Here is a 25,363-nt window from a genome sequence, read left to right as displayed (position 1 = left end):
AATTCAATTATTTTTTACAGGCTACAAATTTGTAAAACTTTCTTAAAATCACAAAATTTTTTCTTAAAAAAGACAACGATTTCAATTATTACTAAAAAAACACAACAGATGAAATACTAATATTTGTTAAAAACACCTTATTTAACAAATACTAACAAATATTTAAACTACATTATTTAGAAAACAATAACAATAACAAAAATTAACATTTATCACATTAAATAAACAACAATACAATCATAAACACCGTAACAAATGATAAAAGAATAAGATAAATTCAAAAAAAACAACACAACACCAACATATCATCAATCCGCACTACATTATTCAATCATAAAAAAAGAAAAGAAAAATATAAACAATCTCACTCAATAGCAATATTATCAAAAAAAAGTTTCTTTTTAACAGAAATTGCTAATCTAAAATATTCAAAACCAAACATAAAACAATCTTAATAATACTTCACTTTATAAAATCACCAGGACAAACATTGGATTAATATTTTTGTTTGTTTAATTTTGTCATCAGTATTTAAACAAACATGGAGCTAATAAAAAACTGGTCAAACCTTTACATCGAAGCCGGATGTGACGAAGTAGGAAGAGGATGTTTAAGTGGTCCGGTGGTAGCTGCAGCGGTAATTTTAGACGATGATTTTCAGCAAAATCTGGTTAACGATTCAAAAAAATTAACCTTCAAAACCCGCATGGAGCTGGATAGCTACATCAAAGATAATGTGAAAAACTACGCCATCGCAGAGCTTCCTCCCTCCTTTATTGATGAACATAATATCCTTAATGCCAGCATTCACGCGATGCATCGTGCTTTGGATAGGCTGACCATAACTCCGGAGCTTATTCTGGTAGATGGGAACAAATTCCACCCCTATAATTATATTCCCCATCAGTGTATTATTAAAGGAGATTCTAAAGTTTTATCTATTGCGGCAGCCTCTATTCTTGCCAAAAATTACAGAGATACACTCATGATCCAGCTTCATGAAGAGCACCCTGAATACGGCTGGGACACCAATTTTGGCTATGCTACGAAAAAACACCAGGAAGCCCTTATAAAGCATGGCCCAACAATACACCACAGACAATCTTTCAGACTGAAATATGACTGAAAATAATTATTTTTTCAATTATTAAATTCATACAATTCTACAGGAAATTTAAAACCTTTCTAAATAAAACAACCCATCCTGAAAAAATTTATACAGATTACAGGTAAAAAAAAGAGCAGCAATTGAATAATTGCTGCTCTTTTATCATATAACCAGAAGTTATTTTTTCTTACTTCTCTGTTGTTCCTGAGCTTTCTGCTGCTCCTGAGCCTTCTCCATCATTTCTCTCATTCTCTTCTGAAATTTACCTTCTGCTTTAGGCTTTTCCTTGTTCGACTGAATCTGAGCATGAATTTTCTTTTCATCAAGAATCCAGTATTTAATAACAAGAATGATCAGGATATTGATCGCATTCGATACAAAATAATACCATGAAAGACCTGATGCCGATGTGTTAAGGAAGAACAGGAATGTAATCGGGAAGATATACATTAACACCTTCATATTTGGCATTCCTTCCTGCTGAGGCTGCTGCATGTTTCCTGAAGTCATTACGGTATAGATCAAAATAACGACTGTACAAGCCAATGCAAAAATACTCAGGTGATCTCCAAGGAAAGGAACTTTAAACGGAAGCTTGATCAAGTCATCATAAGCCGTTAAATCCTTGGCAAACCAGAATCCCTGGCCTCTAAGGTCAATAAAGTTCGGGAAGAAACGGAATAATGCATAGAAGATCGGAATCTGAACCAACGCAGGTAAACATCCCGCCATCTGATTCACTCCGGCCTTTCTGTACACTTCCATTGTAGCCTGCTGCTTCTTCATCGGATCCGCATCCTTGAACTTAGCATTTACCTCATCAATTTCAGGACGGATCACTTTCATCATCGCACTCAGTTTATGCTGCTTGTACATAATTGGCGAAAGAATCAGTTTTACAATGATGGTCATTACAAAAATTACCCAACCGGCTGATAATCCCCAGGCAGCAATAATACTGTACAGCCACATGAAGAAATAACGGTTCATAGCTCCAATGAATGACCAGCCTAATGGAAGAATCTCATCAAAGTTCTTATCATAAGATTTAAGCAATGGCAAATCCAGTGGCATAAAATACCAAGTGAAATCCTGATTCAGTTCGCTTCCGGTCATCTGAACAAAACCTTCATAGTTGAATTTCTTCAGATATTCTCCTTCTTCAACATTTTCCTGGTTTCCTTTACTCTGAGTGAATCCGTTTCTAGCTTCGATTACCGAAGAGAAGAACTGCTGCTTTACACCAAGCCAGTTAAGGGTTTCTTTTTCCTCCTCCATTGTCGTTCTTCCATCATAATCATAGTCTTTATAATTGTTGAAAGCATAAGAAAATTCTGAATGAGACTGCTCCTGGGCTCTACCTTTTTCTAAGTTTCTCACATTATAATCCCAGATAAAATCTGCCTTATTATCCGAAGTAATTTTAGAAAGCCCCTGAGTTCTTACTTTGAAGTCAAGAGTATATTTAGGAAGCAGGGTATAAATAAACTGAATAACAGCACCATTATAATCTGCAGTTAGAGTTACAGCATTCCCGTTAACAGCAGGGGAGAAAACTAAGTCTTTAGTATTAACGACCTTCCCTGTTTTATCTTTAAACTGAAAACCGTAGTTTGAATTATTTTTAGTGATCAGATAAAGTGGCTGATCTGCTTTGTCTGTTTTGTGATTATAAGCTTTATATTTTAAAAGCTCTACTTTAGAAACCTGTCCTCCTAAGCTTGAAAATTCAAGCTTCAATTCGTTATTTCCAAGGCTTGCCGTCTGAATTGCGCCAGGAGTTACATTTGGATTGATATTGGTGGCCTGAGTTTGTTTTACGGCATTTTTTGCCTGTTCCGTTTTCTGCTCCTGAGCTTTCAGCTCGGCTTCTTTTGTCTGTTTGTTCTGGAAGTAGAACATAAAACCAAAGAGAACAAGGCATAAAACCGCGAAACTAATCATCTGCTTCTTATCGATTCCGTTGTTTTGTTGCATTTTATTTTATATTAAAATTTTACATTTAAAATATACGTACTGGTATACGTAATTTGAGCTGACAAAAATACTGTTTTTTTATCAAAACTCTATGCTTTACGTTGTTACTATATAATAAACTCAAGCTGAGAATAATCAGCCTGAGTTTATGTATAGACGTTGATGATAAAATTTTTACCTTATTTTTTTTCGCAAGCCTTGATGAAAGCTCTGAACAAAGGATGCGGCGTCGCTACCGTACTCTTATATTCCGGGTGATACTGAACTCCCACATAGAAAGGATGATCAGGAAGTTCAAGGGCTTCTACCAAACCTGTTTCAGGATTGGTCCCTGTAGCAAGGAAACCATTTTTTTCAAACTCCTGAAGATAATCACTGTTGAATTCATAGCGGTGACGGTGTCTTTCAGAAATATTCTTGCTTCCGTAAATATCATATAATTTGGAACCGTTTTTCAAAGCACATTTCCATGCTCCAAGACGCATTGTTCCACCTTTATCAACTACATTTTTCTGTTCTTCCATCAAAGAAATTACAGGATCCGGAGTTGCTGTATCAAACTCCATAGAATTGGCTTTTGTATGTCCTAAAACATTTCTTGCAAATTCAATCGTCATGATCTGCATTCCTAAACAGATTCCCAGCATTGGAATTTTGTTTTCTCTTGCATATCTTGCCGTAAGCACTTTTCCTTCAATTCCTCTGTCTCCGAAACCTGGAGCGACAAGGATACCATTCACTCCTTTCAGAGTATCTTTGATATTCTCTTCAGTAATGTCTCCACTGTATACCCATCTTACCTTAACTTCCGTTTCAAGGTCAGCTCCTGCATGTTTGAACGCTTCAGCAATTGAAATATATGAATCCTGAAGGGAAATATATTTTCCAACCAAGGCAATCTCAACAGTTTTCTTAGGGTTTTGGAATTTTTTAAGGAAACTTTTCCAGTCTTTAAGATCAGCATCTTTATCACTTTTCAGATCCAGTTCTTTCAATACTACATCATCGAAATTCTGTTTCTGAAGATACATTGGAACTTCATAGATCGTTTCAAGGTCTTTGCATTCGATAACATTATCTAAAGGAACATTACAGAACTGAGCCAGTTTTGCTCTCTGATCTTTAGGAATCTTATGTTCTGTTCTGCACACTAAAACATCTGCCATAATTCCGCTTTCCATCAATTGACGAACGGAATGCTGCGATGGTTTTGTTTTCAATTCTCCACTTGAAGCCAGATAAGGCAGTAAAGTCAGGTGAATCACCATAGAATTGCGCTCTCCCAATTCCCATTTCAGCTGACGTACAGTTTCAATGTAGGGTAAAGATTCAATATCTCCTACAGTTCCCCCGATCTCAGTAATAATGATATCGTAGTTCTGTTTTGAAAGGATTTTAATTCTACGTTTGATTTCGTTAGTAATATGAGGAATTACCTGAACTGTTTTTCCAAGAAAATCTCCTTTTCTTTCTTTTTCAATTACAGTCTGGTAAATTTTTCCTGTAGTAACGTTGTTGTTTTGGGATGTAGGAGCATCAAGGTAACGCTCATAGTGGCCTAAATCCAGATCTGTCTCCGCACCATCTTCAGTTACATAACACTCTCCGTGCTCATAAGGATTCAAAGTTCCCGGGTCGATATTGATATAAGGATCTAATTTTTGGATCGTTACATTAAAGCCGCGTGATTTTAGTAGAAGTCCCAGAGAAGCAGAAACGATTCCCTTTCCCAAAGATGAAGTTACACCTCCTGTCACAAAGATGTACTTTGTATTCTTTTTACTCATTAGATTAGGTTTGTGCAAAGTTAGGGGAAAAAGAAATACAAAGCAATTATTTAAGTTTTTAAAATACGAAAATACCGTTCAAACAATTATAAAATCTGATTAAAATTTAGCTTTTGTAATAAAAAAGGTTTCCCATCAGAATGGAAAACCCGATTAATTTTTATCACTGGAAATATTATTGTTTTACCAGTTCAAAGTAAGCCATTACTTCAACATCCTTCGCAATACCAGCTCCTGAAGGATCATATTTAATTCCATAATCCAAACGGTTCACTGTAAACTTGGTCTGAATTCCCATTACTTCTTTTCCGTCTTTATTCTTTATAATACCGCCGAATGTAACCGGAGCACTGATCTCTTTCTCTACCCCTTTCATTGTAAGCTTTCCTTTGACGATATAATTGTTATTTTTATCTTTAGTCACGGAAGAGCTTTTAAACTCAATAACAGGATATTTAGCCACATCAAAGAAATCTTCACTGATAAGGTGTCTGTCTCTCATGTTCACCCCTGTATTAATGGTAGAAACACTTATGGCAAAACTTAAATCGGCATTATCCAGATTAGCTCCACTGCTGGCTATTTTCCCTTCAAATTTATCAAACCTTCCCTGTACAAAGCTAATTCCCATATGTTTAATATTAAAATTAACGGAAGAATGCATCGGGTCAACATCCCACGTACCCTGGGCAAATGCAACAATACTTAAAAACGTAAATACGAAAGATAAAAATACTTTTTTCATTGTAATGATATTTTACATTAATATTTTAATTGAATAAAACGAAGATATGAAAGTTATTTCTATGGTGGATGCATTAGTTTTTAATATTAAAATCCAATCAGATTCTGTAAGAAAAAGGCTTTTTTTATAACTTCGCGGTATGGCAAAACTGAAAACAGCATATTTCTGTCAAAACTGCGGAACGCAATACTCCCAATGGATGGGACAGTGTAAAAACTGCGGGCAATGGAATACATTAGTGGAAGAAGTGGTGGAAAAGACTTCTCATAAAACCCCTCCTTTCTCAAAATCCAAACAGCATGTGATTAATATTGTTGAAGTGGAAACAAGTGAGGAACCAAGAATAAAAACACCTTCTGAAGAGCTGAACCGTGTGCTGGGAGGTGGAATCGTTTTAGGCTCCGTGACTTTGATAGGTGGTGAACCGGGAATCGGAAAGTCTACCCTATTGCTGCAACTCGCTTTGAAGATGAAGAAAAAGATTTTCTATGTTTCCGGGGAAGAAAGTGCTTCTCAGATTAAAATGAGAGCGGACAGGCTTACGGATATCCAAAATCCGAACTGTTTCCTTTTCACTGAAACTTCACTGGAGAAAATTCTTCATGAAGCCAAAAAACTGGAACCAGACTTTATGATCATCGATTCCATTCAGACACTGCAGTCTCAACTGATAGAAAGTTCTCCGGGAACCGTATCCCAAATCCGGGAATGTTCCAATGAGATCATCAAATATGCCAAAGAAAACAATACTCCGGTTTTCCTTGTAGGTCACATCACCAAAGACGGACAAATTGCAGGACCAAAGGTTCTGGAACATATGGTGGATGTGGTTCTGAATTTTGACGGAGACCGGAATCACCTTTTCAGGTTGCTGAGAGCTAATAAAAACCGTTTCGGCTCCACTTCCGAAATTGGAATTTATGAAATGATTTCGCAGGGATTAAAAGAGATTAAGAATCCTTCCGAAATTCTGATCACCAAAAAGTTTGAGGAACTTTCAGGAAATTCTGTTGCTGTAACTCTCGAAGGAAACAGGCCGATGCTCCTTGAAATCCAGGCCCTGGTAAGCACAGCCGTTTACGGAACTCCTCAGAGAAGCTCCACAGGCTTTGACTCCAAAAGGCTGAATATGCTTTTGGCCGTACTTGAAAAAAGAGCCGGGTTCCAATTGGGAGCAAAAGACGTTTTCCTGAATATTACCGGGGGAATAAAGACAGATGATCCTGCACTGGATCTGGCAGTCATTGCTTCTGTTCTTTCCTCTAACGAAGACATTGCCATTTCTGAACATTACTGCTTTGCCGGAGAAATCGGATTAAGTGGTGAAATACGTCCTGTAGCACAGATTGAACAAAGAATTACTGAAGCTGAAAAGCTAGGCTATGAAAAGATATTTGTTTCCAATCTCAATAAAATTCCAAAAAGAAAATTTGGAATTAAGATTGAAGAAGTGAGTAAGATTGAAGATTTTCACGAGAGGCTTTTCTAAGGTGAATGGTCAATTTTGCTTCACAGGTCAATAGTCCATCTGAATGAGAATAAAAAAATTCACAAGCTAAGCGGATTCACTATTCTCCAGTATCAGACATTCACATTTAATTCATACCTTTAAGTTATGAATTATCTGGCACATTCCTTTCTCTCTTTCACTGATGGTCAAATTGTTGGTCAGTTTCTGGAAGACTTCATCAGAAACAGGGACCGTTTTTCTTTTCCGAAAGATATACAGGACGGAATTACCCTTCACAGGGCGATTGATACATTTACCGATTCCCACCCGGCAATCCATGAAGCCAAAAAAGTTTTTGCTCCTTTGGTAAGACTGTATGCAGGTGCATTCGTAGATGTTTCTATGGATCATTTTGTAGCCAGAGACCTCTCCCTGAATTCTCTGGCTGAATGGAAAACCCATTCCCTTTATGTTTACAGTGTTTTGAATGCCCATCAGCAATGGCTTCCTGAAAACTTTAAAAGGATGCTGGTCAAAATGGAACAGGACGACTGGCTCTACAACTACCGCGAAGACTGGGGCATCAAATTCAGCATTCAGAATGTACTGAATAAAGCTAAATATCTGGATAAGGACATCCCTGTCTTTGAAGCTTTTTTAAAAAACAAAGATTTTCTTCAAGAGTGTTATCATGATTTTTTTCCTGATCTGCTTGCCCATACAAAAGGAATCAACGCAATGCTTCAGCTGGAAAATTAAAACTGTTTATAGAGATAACGGTTGGGATATGATAGTTTTTCACTTTTTCTTTCTCCGCTGACAATAATATGGACTATATTGATCTGGTCATCAAAAAGGTTATACAGAAAACTTACTGCTGTCTCCACTTTTTTAGGAGTGGCCACCGGTTCAGATTCCATAAAAATATTTACAGATTCCTGGTCTTCTTCATACCCGATATAATTGACCTTTAAAAATTTATTGTCAGCTTTTAATTTGAAATATTCTGAACAGTACTTTTGCAGAGCTTCATTTAATCTTGCCTTATATTTCACATCATTGAAATGAAAAGCTCCGCCATATTTTTTCCCAAGACCATTCTCCATGTCGTCCAAAAAGAATCTTCCAGTCACTTCAAATGTTCTGGACTTTGAGTTATAATTAATTTCGACAGATCCTACATGATATGGGTGAAAAGCTTTACCAACCGAAAAGCTCTGAAAAACGACTGTTGCGAATAAAAGAAAACTCCAAAAAAACTTACCTGGCATGAATTATTTTATTTTACAGCAAATATAAAAAAAGCAACAGTTATAGAAACTGCTGCTTTTTATCGGATTTGATTGATAAAGAATTATTCTTTAATTACTTTTTTCGTAATTTTTGTGTTATCATCCAGCGTAACGGTAAACAGATAGATTCCCCTTACCAATTCTGAAACATCAATTTTGCCTGAATTGGCAGTAATCTGTACCGTCTTAGTCAGCTTTCCTGAAGCATCATAAATGGTTACTGATCCTTTGGAATGTCTGCCCAGCATTACATTCACAAAATCCTTCGCAGGGTTCGGAGTAATATTTACTTCTGAGTTCACCTTAGTATCTGCAGTTCCCAATGTGGTTCCTGTTTTAACAAAATATCCACCAAAACCTGTCGTCTGGAATGATACTTCCCAATACTGATAGGTGTCATTCCAGATAATATCTGCAATATCAGGAGTAATACTTGAAGCAGGCCCACCAAAAGAAGCTACGGTACCTGTAGTACTTGTTCCTGTATATTTTTCAATAATCAGATTTGCTTTGTTCGCAACATCGTTAGGTGAAGTAGGAAGCTTCACTCCATTGGTCAGATTATAGGCATCAAAATCGCTCTGCTTAAAGTATAAAGTCACTTTTCCGGTAGCGGTGGCGGCGTTTGTTTCAGGATTTATTTCATATCTTCTTGACACATAATTAGGCTGCGCGTTATCTACCCATACTTTTGAGGTCACATTTCCTGTCACCGTACTGCCGGTTTGTTTTTCAACCCTTGAGATCAGCTGGCAGCTGCTGGTAAAATAGTTATAGCCATTAACTGCTGCACTGGTCTTAGTTTGGTTGGAAGTTGCCAGGTTCTTTACTTCAGCCACATTTTCATATACTACAGCTCTCATTTTAAGGTCAAATGTTCTGGGAGTCCATGTGCTGCCATCTGTAGATGTTTTGGATCTGTTATTTACCACTGCATTTTCAGCTTTCATTGCAATTCTTCCTCCCAGGCCATTGACAACAATATAAAAATCTTTTCCTGTCACCGTTTGTACGTTTAAATCAGAAAGACTCACGTAGTTCCAGGTAAACCTCTGCGTACTGTTAAGCCATGAAGTAATTGTTTTAGTGGCTATAATATCTCCCGGATTCCCATTGGCATCCACTTTCCTGATCTGAATATCTACCGGAATATCAGAAGGGAGTGAAGTTCCTGTTAAGAATGAAAACCCTCCCAGTTTCCCTGTCAGAGTTGGGGTATATCTTACAGCAAGAGCTATATTATCAAAATAATAATTGGCTTCCGTATTCGCTATGATATAAGGTTCATCATATCCCACCGTTTCGAAATTGGATTTCACACACCCTAACTCATCGGTAACGGCTTTATAAATATCTAATTTACCATATCCCCATCTCAAATTTGGAACAGTTCCTGTAGCTCCATCCATTCTTGCGTTAGCCGTAAGACGTGCTTTCACCTGTGCTGCCGTCAACGCCGGATTGGCCTGAAGCAACAACCCTACAGCACCAGCAACGCCCGGTGAAGACATACTCGTACCCTGGTTTTTTACATAATAGCTGGTACCTGCAATAATATCCGTAGTTCCGGGAGAAGAATCACCTGATCGCGATGAAATCACATTCTGACCGGAACCTGCGATATCCGGCTTTTGAAAACCATCTACCCTGGGCCCCTGTGCACTGAATGACGATATAGATTCCTGTGGAGTGAGGGTATAATAGCCACTTGCTCCACTATACCAGCTTGCTCTTCCCATATATGACGCAACTGTAATGGCATTGGAAGCGTTCCCCGGAGATCCTACAATATATTCATTATCGCCATTTTGTAAAGTTGTAGCGACTCCCTGGCTGTACAGCCAGCCATGAGTAGTGATCTGCTGCGCCCCGTTGTTTGTAATTTCCAGCGTATAGTTTCCCTGAACATTGGCTGATCCGGAAGTTCTGGTGATAACCAGCTGAACATATCTTTTGTTGTTATCATTCCCCCAATAGTTATACATTGTTGCGGTAATGCCTCCTCCCAAAATGCTGTGAGGTGTAGTCGTACTTATATTCTGGGTATACTGCTGCCCGTCAGGAGTTGTCAGCTTTGCAGTGACAGGCGTATTATCATTGGCATACATAATAAACGAAAATACGGTTGCTGCAGAAGTATTGCTGGCAACAGTAAAAGCATAGGTCTGTGAAGCTCCGGCTGCTATATCAACTTTTCTGTGCAGATTAGCTCCATAGTCATTTCCTGCAGAAATAACCACTACTCTTCCCGGCCCTGAAGTGGTAAAATTATTAACAGCCACTTCGTGTGAAGAAGTTCCGTCATGTGCACTTGCCTGTCCGCCAATACTCATATTAACGACAATAGGCTTATTAAGTGCCGTAGCTACATTTTTAAAATAAGTTAAAGCATTGATCGTATTTGTTGTGGGAAAAGATCCGTTACCTCCTTTTACAAAGACAATATCTGCATCAGATGAAAATCCTTTATGTCTTTTATCTGTATAAGCAGACCCATTTCCTGCAGCAGTACCGGAAACATGGGTTCCATGTCCGTTGATATCATTTTCACGTACAAATCCTGTTGGTGTTCCATCCAGTTCATCTTCAATCTGTGCTCTGGTATACTCTACACCTGTTGAAAATCCGGCAGGCGACGTCTCCCCTCCCTGTGCCGTTAAGGTCTGATCCCAGATCGAAACAATTCTGCTTTTTGTCTGATCATCAGCTTTTCTGAAATCAGGATGCTTCCAGTCTATTCCGCTGTCATAAATTCCTATCAAAACACCGGTACCATTATAAGCGGTATTATTAAAGGTTCCATCCTGCAACAGACTTGCTCCGGACTGAGCTCTGCTTACATCATTATGCAGCTCATCAAATGCGGGTCCCATAACAGAGGTAACATATGGCAGTTTCATTAATCTTTCAATATCCTCAATTGTGACCAGAGCTGTGGAAAAATCCGGCAAACTGCTTTGAACAAGTAAACCGTCAGCTTTAAGCTTTTTCGGCTCTTTCGTATAAATTATACATGAATACATGGTCTGGGCTCCCTTTGATGTCACCACTAAATGCCGGTCAAGTTTCATATCAGGACGTTCCAATTCCCTGACAGTTCTTCCGTTAGCTATATTCTCTTTATTTTTTAATAAAAGCTCAAACCGGGAATCCAGTTTCTGAACCTGTGCATTAAAAGCATAAGAATATAATCCCAAAAAGGCGGCAGCGGCATTTCTCAGAAGCTTCGTTCCTCCATGCGAAATGTTTACTTTTGTAGAAAATAATTTTTTAATATCCATATTACATTTTTTACAATACAATTATACAATTTTTATTTAGAACAGAAACAAAGTATAGTATCAATAAAAAACACACCTAAAAAACCAAATCAACATAAATAATATAATATTTTAACAAAATATTCAAAATATAAAATATTTTAATCAAAATGCAGGATTTTCTTTTTTATTTAAACCTTGGATGGGAACATATTATCTCTCTGGACGCTCTTGATCATCAACTGTTTGTTCTGGCACTCATCGCCGTTTATTCGTACAGTGACTGGAAAAAAATCCTGATTCTTGTCACCGCATTTACAATAGGACATTCTATTACATTAGCTTTAAGTATTCTTGATGTTTTCAGGGTTCCTTCTGACTGGGTTGAATTCTTAATTCCACTGACCATTGTTCTGACTTCTCTGGATAATATTATCATGAAAAACAAGAAGCAGACATTGATGCGGGCCAATTATTATCTTGCACTCATCTTCGGCCTGGTTCACGGAATGGGATTTGCCAATACAGCAAGAGTAATGATCTCAAAAAGCCAGAGCATTGCCCTGCCATTGCTTGGATTCAATATTGGTCTGGAACTCGGACAAATTGTAATTGTTTTTGCAATTTTAGTCACTCTTTTTATTCTGCTTAATCTTTTTAAGGTAAATAAGAAAGACTGGATCCTGTTTGTATCTTCCGGAGTATTCGCTTTATCCTTAAAAATGACTTTGGAAAGAATTCCGTTTTAAAAGTTAAATATTTTCAATATTTAAACAGCTTATTATTATCTTTGATCATTAATAAATCATTTTCGGTTATGAAACTAAAAGTTGCCATACTTTCACTTTCTGTATTTGCATATACAGGTTTCACCGCACAAAATATTCAGAATAATCCGGGCAGCAATCACGGTAACAAGTTTGAGCAGCTGGGAACTATCCTGCCAACACCCAACATTTACAGAACAGCTTCAGGAGCTCCCGGTCATGGATACTGGCAGAACAGAGCTGACTACAACATCACTGCTTATCTGGATGAGGATAAAAGGAATCTGAAAGGTTCAGAAACAGTAACTTATTATAACAATTCGCCGGATGACCTCGATTATATCTGGCTGCAGCTTGATGAAAACGAACACTCAAGCATCAGAAATGCCGGATATGATACATCATCCGTTCTTCGCCCTTCAACAACTGATCAGCAACTTAAAGCCACAGAACTTCCTGTAAAGGATAATGGCTACGGAGTCATTCTTGAAAAAGTAACGGATGCTTCGGGCACTCCGCTAAAATATACCGTCAATAAAACCATGATGCGTATTGATCTTCCTAAAGTTTTGAAAAAAGGGGAAAAATTCGTCTTCAAAGTAGACTGGAACTATAATATTTCCAACAGAATGAAAATGGGGGGCCGTGGTGGTTATGAAAATTTCCCTGAAGACGGCAATGATCTGTATACGATGACACAATGGTACCCAAGAATGTGTGTATACAGTGACTTCCAGGGCTGGCAGAATCATCAGTTTACAGGAAGAGGAGAATTTGCGCTTGTTTTCGGAGACTTTAAAGTTTCAATGAATGTCCCTGCCGATCATATTGTAGGGGGAACAGGGGAATGTAAAAATTATGATCAGGTATTGACATCTGATCAGCTCTCAAGATACAGAAAAGCTGAAAATGCCTCTGAGCCTATTGAAATCGTAACATTGGATGAAGCTAAAAAAGCAGAAAAAAATCATTCAAAACAGAGAAAAACATGGGTTTTTGAAGCAAAAGATGTTCGTGATTTTGCGTGGACATCTTCCAGAAAATTTGTATGGGACGGAATGCGTGTCACAATTCCTGAAAACAATAATAAGGTGATGGCCATGAGTTTCTATCCAAAAGAATCTTACGGTCTTTACAGAAAGTTTTCCACAAAAGCGGTTGCCCATACAATCAAGACGTATTCAGAATTTACCATCCCTTATCCATATCCGGTAGCACAATCTGTGGAGGCTGCCAACGGAATGGAATATCCGATGATATGCTTCAATTTCGGAAGAACTGAAAAAGACGGAACTTATTCGGAAGGAACCAAAAACGGAATGATCGGGGTAATCATCCACGAAGTGGGTCACAACTTCTTCCCAATGATCATCAATTCTGACGAAAGACAATGGGCATGGATGGATGAAGGTCTGAATACCTTTACAGAATATCTAACAGAAGAAAAATGGGATAATAAATTCCCATCCAAAAGAGGCCCGGCATGGACCATCGTAGATTATATGAAACTACCGAAAGACCAGCTGGAACCTATCATGAGCAACTCTGAAAACATTGTTCAGTATGGGCCAAACGCATATTCCAAGCCTGCAACCGGATTGAATATCCTTCGTGAAACAATCATGGGAAGAGAACTTTTCGACAAAGCATTTAAAACCTATGCCAAAAGATGGGCATTCAAACATCCTGAACCTGCAGATTTATTCCGCACAATGGAAGATGCCAGTGGCGAAGATCTTGACTGGTTCTGGAGAGGCTGGTTCTATGGTACAGATCCTGTAGATATTGCTATTGATAAAGTAACAGTAGCTGTTCCTGATCTTGAAACCAATCCAAAAGCTGCTGCTGAAGTAAAATATCAGGTTGACAAACCATTGGTCAACAGTTTTGAAGATCTTTCAAAAATCAGAAACAGAGAAGACAAGAATATCAAATTCTATGTAGACGGAGATAAAGACGCTCAGGATTTTTACTACAGATATGACAGAGGCCAGGAAAAGGTAGATAACAACAAGGAATACACTATTAAAACAGAAGCCGGCCTTCCTTTAGATGCTAAGGACAAAGAGAAATTCAAAAATATTACCGCGTATCAGATTGATTTTGTAAACAAAGGCGGACTGGTAATGCCTATCATTCTTGAATTCACTTTTGAAGACGGCACTAAGTTATATGATAAATCTGCAGCGCAGATCTGGAGACTGAATGAACAAAAAGTTTCCAAAACCTACTACTTCGATAAAAAACTTAAATCAATCCAGCTTGACCCTATGAGAGAAACGGCTGATATTGATACAACCAATAATTTCTGGAGCAGTACAGGATCCGGTACTGAAACTTCAAAATTCCAGCTCTTCAAACAAAAGCAGGATGGCGGACCGGTGAGAGGAGGCTCCACAGGAAAAGTCAACCCGATGCAGGCAGCAGGAAAAAGCTAAAAATCAAAAGGTTGTAACTTTTAACCTGTACAGCACTACTTATTAGTAAAAAGATCATGAGAACATTTCTTTTCCTTTTGCTATTAAGTAGTGCTCGTTTTTTTTCGCAAACCCTGCTTACTCCTAAAAACGCAGACATTGATTCAAAATTAATCAAAGATGAAACTTCTGAAGCCGTATGGTATACTGAAACAGCCGGTACAAAAACAGAAATCGGAAGTATTGTTACAGAGCTCAAAAAACTGAACAAAACCGATCTTCTTATCCGAACAACCGTGAAGCTGAAGCAGGTACCGGATGCCAAATGGGCGGATTCTACTCTTGTCAAAATCTCGAATTTCAGCCCATTATATCATTCATCCTACAATATGATGAGAGATATGGCACTTACATCCGGGAAAGATAAAGTCAGCGGATACTATCTTGATAAAAAGTCCCAGAAAAAAGATATCATAGATATTCCTGCCAATAATTATTTTGACAGCAGCAGCTATCCTATGCTGATACGCTTCCTGGCTTTAAAGGAAAACTATACTGCTGAGATTTCTATTTTTGATTACAATCCCAAATCTGAAAAAAAGGGAATGATGAAAGCCTACATTCTGGATACTCAAAAAGCAGAATATAAAGGGAAGCCGGTTTGGGTTGTAAAAACCAATGATGATATCAGTAGCCAAACCACGACAACTACCTATTATATTGATGCTGCAACAAGACAGATCATCAGACAGGACATGGATATGGCAGGGAGAAAAATGTCACTGGAAAGGGTTCAGTAAATTACGGCCAATACAAACGGCTGTATTCCGGATATAAAACATAACAGTCTGACTTAAAAATTTTTATATTTGAATCACCATAACACCAAATGTCAAAAACCTGATTGACTTTAAATCTTCAGGAACGTACACGTCAAAATATTAACTTATGAAAAATGCCAAATTATTAAGCAGAGATGCTCAAAAAACTGTCAATGGCGGAATTGCAGCAAGACTTGTATGCTGTGAACGCGACGACAACGGAAAATGTACTTTATGGATCGGGCCGGGACAAAACTGTCCTTAGTCCGATGATCTGATAACAATTTTGAATAAAGCCGGAAATTTCCGGCTTTATCTATTTTTTACCACACATCTTATTTATAGGCTGATAATCAAAATTTTATTAGGAAAAATTTCAATTAAAATATATCACATAATTAGGAAAAACAGTATCTTTGATTCACTTCTTTTACACCAAATGTCAAAATCCTGATTGACTTTAAATGCTCAGGAATGTACAAATCAAAATATTCTAACTATGAAAAATGCTAAATTATTAAGCAGAGACGCTCAGAAATCAATCAATGGCGGAGCAGCAGGACGTGTTTGCTGTGAATACAACTACAAAGGACAATGCATCCTGTGGATCGGACCGGGACAATATTGTCCATAGTTCAATCACATGATAACAATTTTGAAAAAGCCGGAAGTTTCCGGCTTTTTATTTTCAGCTTAAATGTTCTTTTAAATTCTTTTTATAAGTTCTTCCCAAGGGAAGCTGTTCTCCGTTCTTCAGGTATACATTATTTGAGTCGTAAGAATTGATCCGGTCAGACAATACAATATAAGATTTATGAATTCTGATAAATCCAAAATTCTGAAACTTTTCCTCAAAATTTGACATCCTGTCAAGGATCATATATTTCTTTAACGGCGTCATCAGCACTATATACTCCCCAAAACCCTGTATCCAAAGGATATCCTTCAGGAAAACCTTGTTCATCACATAATTGGATTTGAACATGATATAGTCTTCCTGACGGGCATTATTTGCGGAGTTTTTAAACTGAAGAAAATCTTTTGCTTTGTTAACAGCTTTCCTAAAGGTTTCAAAATCTACCGGTTTTACCAGATAATGCACCACATCCAGTTCAAATGCCTTCACCGCATATTTTGATTCCAGGGTGAGAAAAATGCACAGTGGCCTCTCAGGAAGTTTCTGCAAAAGTTCTACCCCGTTCATTCTTGGCATATTGATATCAAAAACAACAAGGTCCACTTTATTTTCCTTAAGAAAAGACAAAGCTTCCTCCGGATTCTGAAATGAAACCAGCAGCTCTACTTCTTCAAGCTGGTCACAATATTGTTTTACAAGCTGCAATGCAGGATATTCATCGTCTACATTAACGATAGTCAAATTAGCCATTCATATTAATTTTTAAAGTAATCTTATAGCGGTTATTTTCTTCCGCCCCGGAATGTAACTCATACCGGTCTGAATAAAACTTATCCAATATATGGATAACCGCTTCATTTCCTAATCCCTGATAACCTGTATCTACAAGCCCGGTCCTGCTTTCTGCCACAGAATTGATGATCTCAAAAAACAGTTCTGAATCTTCAATGATACACAACAATTTTATAAAGCTGTTTTCTTCTTCCCCTATTGCAGAATGCTTTAAAGCATTTTCAAATAAGGTAAGCAATATGGAAGGCGGAATTTCCACAATATCAAATTCATCCTGATCCTGAATATCAAAAACAATATCAAGCCGGTTGCTGTATTTAAGCTGGTATAGAGCAGCAAGTGCTTTTAGCGAGGAAAATTCCTGGGAAATGCTTATCCTCTCCTTTCCGCTATCATAAATAATATACTGTAAAAGTTTACTGAGCTGCAGAATAGAATCCGGTGTTTTCTCTGAATGGGTAAAACTGTTGGCATACATATTATTAAGTGTATTCAGTAAAAAATGCGGATTCAGCTTAGACCTGATGAGATCAAGATAAAGCTGCTCTTTCTCTTCTCCAAGGTCAATCACATTCTGTTCTATTAAAAATTTGTCTTTGGTAATTCCCAGAAATGAGGCAACAAGAATCACAATACCCTGCGAAATATAAACATTATAGAGAAATCCCACATAATACTCTTCTCTGCTGAAATCTACCTTAAAAACGGCAGGCTCCCACAGAATCCTGAAAAGACTGGAGGTTAAAAAACAAATCAGAGCGTAGAGTATAAACTCCGGATATTTATTTGAAAGGTAAAAATGGGGAACCAGATAATAATAGACCAGATAGTAAATTCCGATGTTAAAAAAAGTATTCAAAATGATACTTACCATCAATTCGATGGAGTCCAGGAAGTAATTTTCGGTAAAATAAGTAATCAAAATGAAGATAAAAAAGAAAAAAATATGCTGAAACCTCAACAAAAGCTTCCAACGATACTCCATAAGGCTTCTTAGAATCTTATCATTAAACAAAATCCTGATTATCAGTAAAATAACAATAAAATTAATGATTAAAAACATAAAAACCACCCTATTTTGAAGCGCATCAAATATAATATCTTTTTAACTCAAAATGCAGTTTGTTGATAAAAACTGTCATTGGTTGAAAAATTCCAGAGCCGCTCCTTCTAATAAATATATTTGAAAAAGTACAATATTAACCCAATATTATATGAAAATTAATATAAAATTAACCCTTATTTTATCATTATGTTTATTCAACGGACTTTACAGCCAGAGTAAAGATAATTACAATATGTGGTTTCAGTATCTGATGTCGGCCAAGATCACTGATAAAAGCACCCTTACTGCGCTTACCCAATACCGTTCCTTTGACCTTGCCTATGACACAAGACTTTTTCTGGTGAATGCCTATGTAGATTATGAAGTGGCTGAAAATATAAAGCCTGCTGCAGGAGCTATGTTTCTGATCCTTGAATCTTATAATGCTGACGATTCTAAAAAAATAAGATATGAAAAAAGACCTTTTCAACAGGTAACTGCTGATTATTATATTGGCAGAACATCAATATCCAACAGGCTTAGAGTGGAAGAGCGTTTTATCAGTAATCCGGATGAATTCGAAGTAAGAATCCGTTACCTCATTTCCGTCAGAATTCCTTTCAATAAAAAAGGAGAGAAAGAAAAACTCTATGGTATTCTGAAAAATGAAATCAGAATGAATGTGGATAAACTGGAACCTTTCGACAGCAATCGTATTACAGCAGGTCTTGGAATAAAAACAGGGAAAAACTCTGCTTTGGAATTTGCCTTCATCAATCAGCTGGAAACCAAAAAAACAAGCAATTACGGATTTATAGGTTTCAGAAACACATTTGACTGGAGAAAAAAGAATCAATAATCTCATTAACATTTACAACACACTATGCTTACATTTCTTGGTTTTTTAATGATTTTCATCTTCATGATCCTGATCATGAACAAAAAGATGACTCCCCTTACCGCTCTTGTTCTTATCCCCGTGCTTATAGCCGTAATAGCCGGATTCGGTCCGGATTTAGGAAAAATGATGAAAGAGGGAGTAAAAGAAATAGCCCTTACAGGAGTCATGCTGATTTTTGCCATTCTGTATTTCAGCCTGATGATTGATACCGGACTTTTTGAACCTTTAGTAAATGCCATATTGAAAGCTGTAGGTGATAATCCGGTAAAAACTACCATCGGAACGGCTATTCTTACCACTCTGGTCTCTTTGGACGGGGACGGTTCCTCTACCTATATTATCGTAGTAGCAGCCTTGCTACCTCTGTATAAAAAACAGGGAATGAATCCTCTTGTGCTTACCTGCATTATTATGCTGGCAGGCGGTATTATGAATATCCTGCCATGGGGAGGCCCCACTGCAAGAGTTATGAGCTCTCTGAAACTAGGTCATACAGAAATTTTTGTTCCTATGATCCCGGTAATGCTGATCGGAATTGTCTGGGTAATTATTGTTGCCTATATTCTGGGGGTAAAGGAGAAAAAAAGAATAAGTAAACACGGAAGATATACCCAATACAGCGGACAGGACATTGCAGGGGAGAACGATCCGGCATTAAGACGTCCCAAACTGATTGTTATCAATCTGATCCTGACTATTATTCTGCTTTGTGTCATGATTCTCGATATCATTCCTTTAGGAATTGCTTTTATGATTGCTTTCTGTATTGCTTCAGTAATTAATTATCCTAAACTGAAAGACCAGCAGAAAATCATTTCAAAACATGCAGGAAATGCTTTATCTGTAGCAGGAATGATCTTCGGAGCGGGAATTTTCACAGGAATATTAAACGGTACCGGCATTATGAATGCAATGGGAAACAGTATCATTGATATTATCCCTAAAAACTGGGGTGGCTACCTGAATGTAATTACTGCTATATTCAGCGTACCTTTAACTTTTTTCCTGACAAATGATGCTTACTATTTCGGGATATTACCGGTCATTACCGCTACCGGCCATCAGCTGGGCATTTCACCTGATGTTCTGGGACGAGCAAGCCTTGTGGGGCAGGCCTCTCATTTATTGAGTCCTTTGGTTCCTTCAACATATCTGCTGGTATCACTGGCCGGAGTTGAATTCTCGGATCATTTGAAATTCACTTTAAAATGGGCCATCGGCTCCTCTATTGTGATGCTGTTAGGAGCACTGATTCTTGGTATTATATAAGATTATTTCTATAATTTTTTGTATTCTTATCCTGTAAAAAGATATACGGTGAAGCCTCTATTCAAACAAAAAACCTTTACAGATTCCTATCTGAGGAACCTTACTTTATATGTATTCACAGCCATTATCTGTGGAGCATTAACCGGCTATTATTTTCCGGAAACCGGCAGGCAGCTGCAAAGTGTAAGTCATTATTTCTTTGTACTTCTTGAGGTCTTGATTGTTCCCGTTATCTTCATTGCTGTCACTTATGGGATAAGCTACATCTTCAGTATTAAAAATGCGTTCCGGATTGTGGGTCAAATGGTTCTTTATTTTTTGATCATCACCTCTGTCAGTATTGTATTAGGAATTGCTTTCGGTCTTCTTTTAAAACCTGGGGCCAACACGGGAATTAATCTGGCTGCCATTAATAAAAGCCTGCCCGAAAGCCTTTTAACGAGAGTAACGAATCCTTTACGGATCAGCAATTATCTGATCTTCCTGTTGATATCAATTTCTGCAGGAATTGCCATCGGCATGTATCAAGGAAAAGATAAAATCCTTCACTTTCTGGATGAGGGGAAAAATCTGTTTTTTAAATTAATCAAATATGTTTATATCTTTCTTCCGGTAATCATTTTCTGTAATATCGCCTATGCAATATCCGTTTACGGAATTAATACTTTACTGCCTTTAAGTAAGATTGTTGCCACCGTTTATCTTGCCTGTCTTTTTTTTATTTTCGGAATATTGGGATTGGTGACGGCTTATTTCAAAATTAATCTCTGGGATTTTCTGATCAGTATTAAAGAAGAAATCATCCTGGTAGTAGCCACCTCTTCCTCCAAGACAGCCTTTCCGATGATTTTTGATAAAATGGAATCTCAGGGATATGACCGCAAAATTCTCCGTTTTGTCATTCCTCTCGGGTATAATTTCAACCTGGCCGGAGCCTGTATTTACCTTTCTATTTCATGCATTTTCCTTGTTCAGTTTTATAATATTTCCCTTACTGTGCAGGACTATTGCTGGCTGTTCATCATTATTTCCATTGCATCGAAGACAGCCTCCGGTGTTCCGGGGTCCGGTTTCCTCGCCCTTATGTTTACCCTGAGCAGATTCGGAAAAATTCCTGTTACAGACCTTGCCCTGCTGTACAGCATAGACCGTTTTATGAATGAAGCCAGATCTGTTACCAATTTCATTGGCATTACTATTTCTGCCGCCATTATTTCAAAACTTAATCAAAATACCACTTCTTAAAAAATGATACTTTCCGATTTTTCACATCTTCTTAATGATATTCTTCAAAACCCTGCGAAATCTATGGCCATCGTTGCCAACCTTATTCTTATTGAAAGCCTTCTGTCCGTAGACAATGCTGCAGTACTGGCTACCATCGTAATGGATCTTCCCGAACAGCAAAGAAAAAAAGCCTTAAAATATGGGATTCTGGGCGCCTATGTATTCCGCGGCCTGGCCCTGATCTTTGCTTCAGTACTGATTTCCGTATGGTGGCTGAAACCCCTGGGAGGAATTTACCTGCTCTACATCTCCATTGACTGGTTTATCAAAAAAATAAAAAACACAAGTGATGAAGAAAGTCCGGAAGAAAGCCCCAACAAAGAATCCAGCTGGCTGTATAAAAATTCAATTGGACTGTTGGGGCCATTCTGGGCTACGGTTGCCATTGTAGAAGTGATGGATCTTGCTTTTTCCATAGATAACGTTTTTGCGGCAGTCGCTTTTTCAGACAACTTACTTCTGATTACATTAGGAGTTTTTATAGGAATTTTAGCAATGAGATTTATTGCGCAGTGGTTTGTCCGTTTGATGCAGGTATTTCCTTTCCTGGAAACTGCCGCTTTTATTGTGATTGCTGTTTTAGGAATTAAACTAAGCTTATCTCTATATGAGCACTTCTACCCTTCCACGGCATTCGCTCAATTTTTAGGCAGCCATACTATGGAGATATTGGTTTCAACCGTTACTGTCCTTTTGTTCCTTCTCCCTGTGATGACCAGTTATCTTTTCGGATTTCCAGCCCGCAAAAAATAATTTTTCTGCCAATTTTTCACATTCGGAAATAAAAATCTGCCATTTCATCCATCAGCGTCTCATGGCATACATTTAGAGAATTAGAAGACAGAAATAATTAAAAAATTAAATATATTATGTCAGTAAACTTTAAACCATTGGCAGACAGAGTTCTGGTAGAGCCAATCGCAGCAGAAACTAAAACAGCTTCAGGTATTATTATTCCGGATACTGCAAAGGAAAAGCCGCAAGAAGGTACTGTAGTAGCAGTAGGTCCTGGTAAAAAAGACGAGCCTACAACAGTTCAGGTAGGTGACAAAGTTCTTTATGGTAAATATTCAGGTTCTGAATTGAAGTTAGAAGGGAAAGATTACTTAATCGTAAGAGAAGCTGACTTATTGGGAATCATCGGTTAATTTGTAAAAAGTAAAATGTATTCATGTAAAATGATATTTTCAGAATACAAAATCATTAATACATTGTACAAAGTACATTAATACAATAAAAAATTATGGCAAAAGAAATAAAATTCGATATTGAATCAAGAGACGCTCTAAAGAGAGGGGTAGATGCATTGGCTAATGCAGTAAAAGTAACTTTAGGTCCTAAAGGAAGAAACGTAGTGATCGAAAAATCTTTCGGTGCTCCACACGTAACTAAGGATGGTGTTTCTGTAGCAAAAGAAATCGAACTTGAAGATAAAGTAGAAAACATGGGAGCTCAGATGGTAAAAGAAGTAGCTTCCAAAACTAACGATATCGCAGGAGACGGTACGACTACCGCTACTGTATTGGCACAGGCTATCGTAAGAGAAGGTCTTAAGAACGTAGCTGCAGGTGCTAACCCAATGGATCTTAAAAGAGGAATCGACAAAGCGGTAACTGCTGTTGTTGAAAACCTTAAATCTCAATCTCAGGAGGTTGGAGATTCTTCAGAAAAAATCAAGCAGGTTGCTTCTATCTCTGCTAACAACGACGATACCATCGGTTCTCTAATCGCTGAAGCGTTCGGAAAAGTAGGTAAAGAAGGAGTAATCACTGTAGAAGAAGCTAAAGGTACTGATACAACAGTAGACGTTGTAGAAGGGATGCAGTTCGACAGAGGATACCAGTCACCTTACTTCGTGACGAACCCTGAGAAAATGTTAGCTGAACTAGAAAACCCATATATCCTTTTAGTAGAGAAGAAAATCTCTTCAATGAAAGAATTGTTACCGGTTCTTGAGCCAATTGCACAAGGTGGTAAGTCTTTATTGATTATCTCTGAAGAAGTTGAAGGAGAAGCTTTAGCTACTTTGGTAGTAAACAAACTAAGAGGTTCTCTTAAAATTGCTGCTGTAAAAGCTCCAGGATTCGGAGACAGAAGAAAAGCAATGCTGGAAGATATCGCGATCCTTACAGGTGGACAGGTAATCTCTGAAGAGCAAGGTTTCACAATGGAAAACATCTCTTTAGATATGCTTGGAACCGCTGAGAAAGTAACGATCGACAAAGACAACACTACAGTTGTAAACGGTGGTGGTGACGAAGCGAAAATCAAAGGAAGAGTAGCTCAGATCAAAGCTCAGATGGAAACTACAACGTCTGACTACGACAGAGAGAAACTTCAGGAAAGATTAGCTAAATTAGCTGGTGGTGTTGCTGTACTTTACGTAGGTGCTGCTTCTGAAGTAGAAATGAAAGAGAAAAAAGACAGAGTAGATGATGCCCTACACGCTACAAGAGCTGCTGTAGAAGAAGGTATCGTTGCCGGTGGTGGTGTTGCTTTAGTAAGAGCCATCTCTGCACTTGACAATCTTTCAGGATCTAACGCTGACGAAACTACAGGGATCAAAATCGTGAAAAGAGCGATCGAGGAGCCATTAAGACAAATCGTTGCCAACGCAGGAGGTGAAGGTTCTGTAATCGTTGCTAAAGTAGCAGAAGGAAACGGAGACTTCGGATACAATGCGAAAACTGACGAGTATGTTCACATGCTTGAAGCAGGAATCATTGACCCAACTAAAGTAACAAGAGTTGCCCTTGAAAATGCAGCTTCTGTATCTGGAATGCTTCTTACAACAGAATGTGTAATCACTGAAGTGAAGAGCGCTGAACCAGCTATGCCAATGGGTGGTGGAATGCCAGGAATGATGTAACAGCGTGTCGCTGAGACAAATTTAATATACTAAACCGTTCTACTTTTGTAGGGCGGTTTTTTTATACAGAAAATCCAATGGACTTTCTACTTGAAATTTTATTTGTAATTGCACACATTATATATAGGCGTAATACGTAAATTTGAATGTTATCGGCAATCCGATAAACTAATGATATACAAAATTTAATAAAGAATTGAATGACAAAAAAAATAGTAGTTTTGATAATAACCTGGTTAGTTTTTGTTTTTGCTGACTACTTTTATCTCCCTTATTTTGTTCAACCATTTTCCTGGCTTATAGTCTGTGTAACATTGCTAATTTTAGCAGTAAGACAAGTCATAAAATTAATTAAAGAAAAGAAAAACATAAAGGCAAACAGAATAATAAATCTTTCAGTAACATTGAGTTTATTTGTTCTAACGTTTTACAATTTCAACAAAATCCCCAACTCCATTATTGAAAAAATTGACTGGAGTATTTCTTACAATAAGCGCAATCAAATAGTAAAAGATGTTTTAACAGAAAAATTGAAACCAAATACAAAAATGAATAATGGCATTTGTAAACTTTCATTTGACTTCCCCATTATTTCAAATGGCGGAAATGATATTTGGATTTATCAAAATAAAACAGAAGGCACAAAAACTATCAAATTTTGGATTTCTCGTGGCTTTTTCGAATCACCACAAACCTATTTTATATTCACAAATGATAATGAGACACAAAAGCAATATGAAGAACTAATAAAAGTAAAACCTGTATATAATTGGAAATTAGAAAAAAATTGGTACCGGATAATGGAACGAGATTAATTTTTTTAATAAAAATTATCACACTCGATAAAGGTGCTAAACTATAAGATATTAGATGACTTCGGATACAATGCTAAAACTGACGAGTACGTTCACATGCTTGAAGCAGGTATCATTGACCCAA

22 protein-coding genes are annotated in these 25,363 nt (G+C 37.5%); 15 read left to right on the top strand and 7 right to left on the bottom strand.

Features of this window, described 5'->3' with window-relative positions; translation table 11 throughout:
- The first annotated feature begins 541 nt into the window (after positions 1–541).
- The gene (locus CRS_RS09625) at positions 542–1,126 is read left to right on the top strand and encodes a ribonuclease HII (protein WP_142723823.1); all 585 of its coding nucleotides are present in this window, start codon (positions 542–544) and stop codon (positions 1,124–1,126) included.
- Between the two features lie 159 nt (positions 1,127–1,285).
- Here CRS_RS09625 and yidC read toward each other — a convergent pair whose 3' ends face one another.
- From yidC to CRS_RS09610, 3 genes are all read right to left on the bottom strand, one after another.
- A complete protein-coding gene (yidC, locus tag CRS_RS09620) occupies positions 1,286–3,085 on the bottom strand; it encodes a membrane protein insertase YidC (protein WP_142723822.1) in 1,800 nt (599 codons plus the stop codon).
- A gap of 179 nt (positions 3,086–3,264) precedes the next feature.
- A complete protein-coding gene (locus CRS_RS09615) occupies positions 3,265–4,872 on the bottom strand; it encodes a CTP synthase (RefSeq protein ID WP_142723821.1) in 1,608 nt (535 codons plus the stop codon).
- 175 nt (positions 4,873–5,047) lie between these two features.
- A complete protein-coding gene (locus tag CRS_RS09610) occupies positions 5,048–5,617 on the bottom strand; it encodes a YceI family protein (RefSeq protein WP_142723820.1) in 570 nt (189 codons plus the stop codon).
- Between the two features lie 139 nt (positions 5,618–5,756).
- Here CRS_RS09610 and radA point away from each other — a divergent pair, with 139 nt between their 5' ends.
- Positions 5,757–7,106: a DNA repair protein RadA gene (gene radA, locus CRS_RS09605; protein WP_142723819.1), complete on the top strand. Its 1,350-nt coding sequence runs from the start codon at positions 5,757–5,759 to the stop codon at positions 7,104–7,106.
- 126 nt (positions 7,107–7,232) lie between these two features.
- Positions 7,233–7,826: an ACP phosphodiesterase gene (locus CRS_RS09600; RefSeq protein WP_142723818.1), complete on the top strand. Its 594-nt coding sequence runs from the start codon at positions 7,233–7,235 to the stop codon at positions 7,824–7,826.
- On the opposite strand, the gene CRS_RS09595 is transcribed toward CRS_RS09600, so the two are convergent.
- Positions 7,823–8,338: a DUF6702 family protein gene (locus CRS_RS09595; RefSeq protein ID WP_142723817.1), complete on the bottom strand. Its 516-nt coding sequence runs from the start codon at positions 8,336–8,338 to the stop codon at positions 7,823–7,825. The genes CRS_RS09600 and CRS_RS09595 overlap by 4 nt on opposite strands.
- An 83-nt stretch (positions 8,339–8,421) precedes the next feature.
- Positions 8,422–11,640 (bottom strand): S8/S53 family peptidase, encoded by a 3,219-nt coding sequence (locus tag CRS_RS09590; protein ID WP_142723816.1) that lies wholly within the window; start codon positions 11,638–11,640, stop codon positions 8,422–8,424.
- Between the two features lie 149 nt (positions 11,641–11,789).
- Here CRS_RS09590 and CRS_RS09585 point away from each other — a divergent pair, with 149 nt between their 5' ends.
- From CRS_RS09585 to CRS_RS24735, 5 genes are all read left to right on the top strand, one after another.
- Positions 11,790–12,368 carry a HupE/UreJ family protein gene (locus CRS_RS09585; protein ID WP_142723815.1) on the top strand — a complete coding sequence of 193 codons (579 nt, stop codon included), beginning with the start codon at positions 11,790–11,792 and terminating at the stop codon, positions 12,366–12,368.
- Positions 12,369–12,436: 68 nt separating this feature from the next.
- Positions 12,437–14,824 (top strand): M1 family metallopeptidase, encoded by a 2,388-nt coding sequence (locus tag CRS_RS09580; protein ID WP_142723814.1) that lies wholly within the window; start codon positions 12,437–12,439, stop codon positions 14,822–14,824.
- Between the two features lie 56 nt (positions 14,825–14,880).
- Entirely contained in the window at positions 14,881–15,603 is a 723-nt protein-coding gene (locus tag CRS_RS09575; protein WP_142723813.1) for a hypothetical protein, read from the top strand.
- 148 nt (positions 15,604–15,751) lie between these two features.
- Complete coding sequence (locus CRS_RS24385; RefSeq protein ID WP_172617029.1) at positions 15,752–15,889, top strand: hypothetical protein; 138 nt, start codon at positions 15,752–15,754, stop codon at positions 15,887–15,889.
- A gap of 234 nt (positions 15,890–16,123) precedes the next feature.
- The gene (locus CRS_RS24735) at positions 16,124–16,258 is read left to right on the top strand and encodes a hypothetical protein (protein ID WP_262497574.1); all 135 of its coding nucleotides are present in this window, start codon (positions 16,124–16,126) and stop codon (positions 16,256–16,258) included.
- Positions 16,259–16,312: 54 nt separating this feature from the next.
- Here CRS_RS24735 and CRS_RS09570 read toward each other — a convergent pair whose 3' ends face one another.
- Together CRS_RS09570 and CRS_RS09565 are read right to left on the bottom strand one after the other, a co-directional pair.
- Positions 16,313–17,011 (bottom strand): LytTR family DNA-binding domain-containing protein, encoded by a 699-nt coding sequence (locus CRS_RS09570; RefSeq protein WP_142723812.1) that lies wholly within the window; start codon positions 17,009–17,011, stop codon positions 16,313–16,315.
- Positions 17,004–17,912, bottom strand: a complete 909-nt coding sequence (locus tag CRS_RS09565; protein WP_228451222.1) for a sensor histidine kinase — start codon at positions 17,910–17,912, stop codon at positions 17,004–17,006. The genes CRS_RS09570 and CRS_RS09565 overlap by 8 nt, the downstream gene beginning before the upstream one ends.
- A gap of 355 nt (positions 17,913–18,267) precedes the next feature.
- Between CRS_RS09565 and CRS_RS09560 the strand changes: the two genes are divergently transcribed.
- From CRS_RS09560 to CRS_RS09530, 7 genes are all read left to right on the top strand, one after another.
- On the top strand, positions 18,268–18,957 hold the full coding sequence (locus CRS_RS09560) for a DUF2490 domain-containing protein (RefSeq protein ID WP_142723811.1): 690 nt from the start codon (positions 18,268–18,270) through the stop codon (positions 18,955–18,957).
- 24 nt (positions 18,958–18,981) lie between these two features.
- A complete protein-coding gene (locus CRS_RS09555) occupies positions 18,982–20,268 on the top strand; it encodes a CitMHS family transporter (protein WP_142723810.1) in 1,287 nt (428 codons plus the stop codon).
- 48 nt (positions 20,269–20,316) lie between these two features.
- Positions 20,317–21,513, top strand: a complete 1,197-nt coding sequence (locus CRS_RS09550; protein ID WP_142723809.1) for a cation:dicarboxylate symporter family transporter — start codon at positions 20,317–20,319, stop codon at positions 21,511–21,513.
- A gap of 3 nt (positions 21,514–21,516) precedes the next feature.
- The gene (locus tag CRS_RS09545) at positions 21,517–22,308 is read left to right on the top strand and encodes a TerC family protein (RefSeq protein ID WP_142723808.1); all 792 of its coding nucleotides are present in this window, start codon (positions 21,517–21,519) and stop codon (positions 22,306–22,308) included.
- Positions 22,309–22,424: 116 nt separating this feature from the next.
- Positions 22,425–22,703 carry a co-chaperone GroES gene (gene groES, locus CRS_RS09540; protein WP_002976538.1) on the top strand — a complete coding sequence of 93 codons (279 nt, stop codon included), beginning with the start codon at positions 22,425–22,427 and terminating at the stop codon, positions 22,701–22,703.
- Positions 22,704–22,798: 95 nt separating this feature from the next.
- On the top strand, positions 22,799–24,424 hold the full coding sequence (groL, locus tag CRS_RS09535) for a chaperonin GroEL (protein WP_142723807.1): 1,626 nt from the start codon (positions 22,799–22,801) through the stop codon (positions 24,422–24,424).
- Between the two features lie 200 nt (positions 24,425–24,624).
- Positions 24,625–25,239, top strand: a complete 615-nt coding sequence (locus tag CRS_RS09530; RefSeq protein ID WP_142723806.1) for a hypothetical protein — start codon at positions 24,625–24,627, stop codon at positions 25,237–25,239.
- Positions 25,240–25,363 lie beyond the last annotated feature (124 nt).

The organism is Chryseobacterium sp. ON_d1 (genome assembly GCF_006829085.1).
Taxonomy (GTDB): Bacteria; Bacteroidota; Bacteroidia; order Flavobacteriales; family Weeksellaceae; genus Chryseobacterium.
Note: the sequence above shows the minus strand (reverse complement) of the source record. Positions and strands in the feature narration are given on the sequence as shown.

What these genes read in the sequence shown, in the direction of transcription:
- CRS_RS09625 (WP_142723823.1), top strand. Translation starts at nt 542, where the DNA reads ATGGAGCTAATAAAAAACTGGTCAAACCTTTACATCGAAGCCGGATGT.
- yidC (WP_142723822.1), bottom strand. Translation starts at nt 3,085, where the DNA reads ATGCAACAAAACAACGGAATCGATAAGAAGCAGATGATTAGTTTCGCG.
- CRS_RS09615 (WP_142723821.1), bottom strand. Translation starts at nt 4,872, where the DNA reads ATGAGTAAAAAGAATACAAAGTACATCTTTGTGACAGGAGGTGTAACT.
- CRS_RS09610 (WP_142723820.1), bottom strand. Translation starts at nt 5,617, where the DNA reads ATGAAAAAAGTATTTTTATCTTTCGTATTTACGTTTTTAAGTATTGTT.
- radA (WP_142723819.1), top strand. Translation starts at nt 5,757, where the DNA reads ATGGCAAAACTGAAAACAGCATATTTCTGTCAAAACTGCGGAACGCAA.
- CRS_RS09600 (WP_142723818.1), top strand. Translation starts at nt 7,233, where the DNA reads ATGAATTATCTGGCACATTCCTTTCTCTCTTTCACTGATGGTCAAATT.
- CRS_RS09595 (WP_142723817.1), bottom strand. Translation starts at nt 8,338, where the DNA reads ATGCCAGGTAAGTTTTTTTGGAGTTTTCTTTTATTCGCAACAGTCGTT.
- CRS_RS09590 (WP_142723816.1), bottom strand. Translation starts at nt 11,640, where the DNA reads ATGGATATTAAAAAATTATTTTCTACAAAAGTAAACATTTCGCATGGA.
- CRS_RS09585 (WP_142723815.1), top strand. Translation starts at nt 11,790, where the DNA reads ATGCAGGATTTTCTTTTTTATTTAAACCTTGGATGGGAACATATTATC.
- CRS_RS09580 (WP_142723814.1), top strand. Translation starts at nt 12,437, where the DNA reads ATGAAACTAAAAGTTGCCATACTTTCACTTTCTGTATTTGCATATACA.
- CRS_RS09575 (WP_142723813.1), top strand. Translation starts at nt 14,881, where the DNA reads ATGAGAACATTTCTTTTCCTTTTGCTATTAAGTAGTGCTCGTTTTTTT.
- CRS_RS24385 (WP_172617029.1), top strand. Translation starts at nt 15,752, where the DNA reads ATGAAAAATGCCAAATTATTAAGCAGAGATGCTCAAAAAACTGTCAAT.
- CRS_RS24735 (WP_262497574.1), top strand. Translation starts at nt 16,124, where the DNA reads ATGAAAAATGCTAAATTATTAAGCAGAGACGCTCAGAAATCAATCAAT.
- CRS_RS09570 (WP_142723812.1), bottom strand. Translation starts at nt 17,011, where the DNA reads ATGGCTAATTTGACTATCGTTAATGTAGACGATGAATATCCTGCATTG.
- CRS_RS09560 (WP_142723811.1), top strand. Translation starts at nt 18,268, where the DNA reads ATGAAAATTAATATAAAATTAACCCTTATTTTATCATTATGTTTATTC.
- CRS_RS09555 (WP_142723810.1), top strand. Translation starts at nt 18,982, where the DNA reads ATGCTTACATTTCTTGGTTTTTTAATGATTTTCATCTTCATGATCCTG.
- CRS_RS09545 (WP_142723808.1), top strand. Translation starts at nt 21,517, where the DNA reads ATGATACTTTCCGATTTTTCACATCTTCTTAATGATATTCTTCAAAAC.
- groES (WP_002976538.1), top strand. Translation starts at nt 22,425, where the DNA reads ATGTCAGTAAACTTTAAACCATTGGCAGACAGAGTTCTGGTAGAGCCA.
- groL (WP_142723807.1), top strand. Translation starts at nt 22,799, where the DNA reads ATGGCAAAAGAAATAAAATTCGATATTGAATCAAGAGACGCTCTAAAG.
- CRS_RS09530 (WP_142723806.1), top strand. Translation starts at nt 24,625, where the DNA reads ATGACAAAAAAAATAGTAGTTTTGATAATAACCTGGTTAGTTTTTGTT.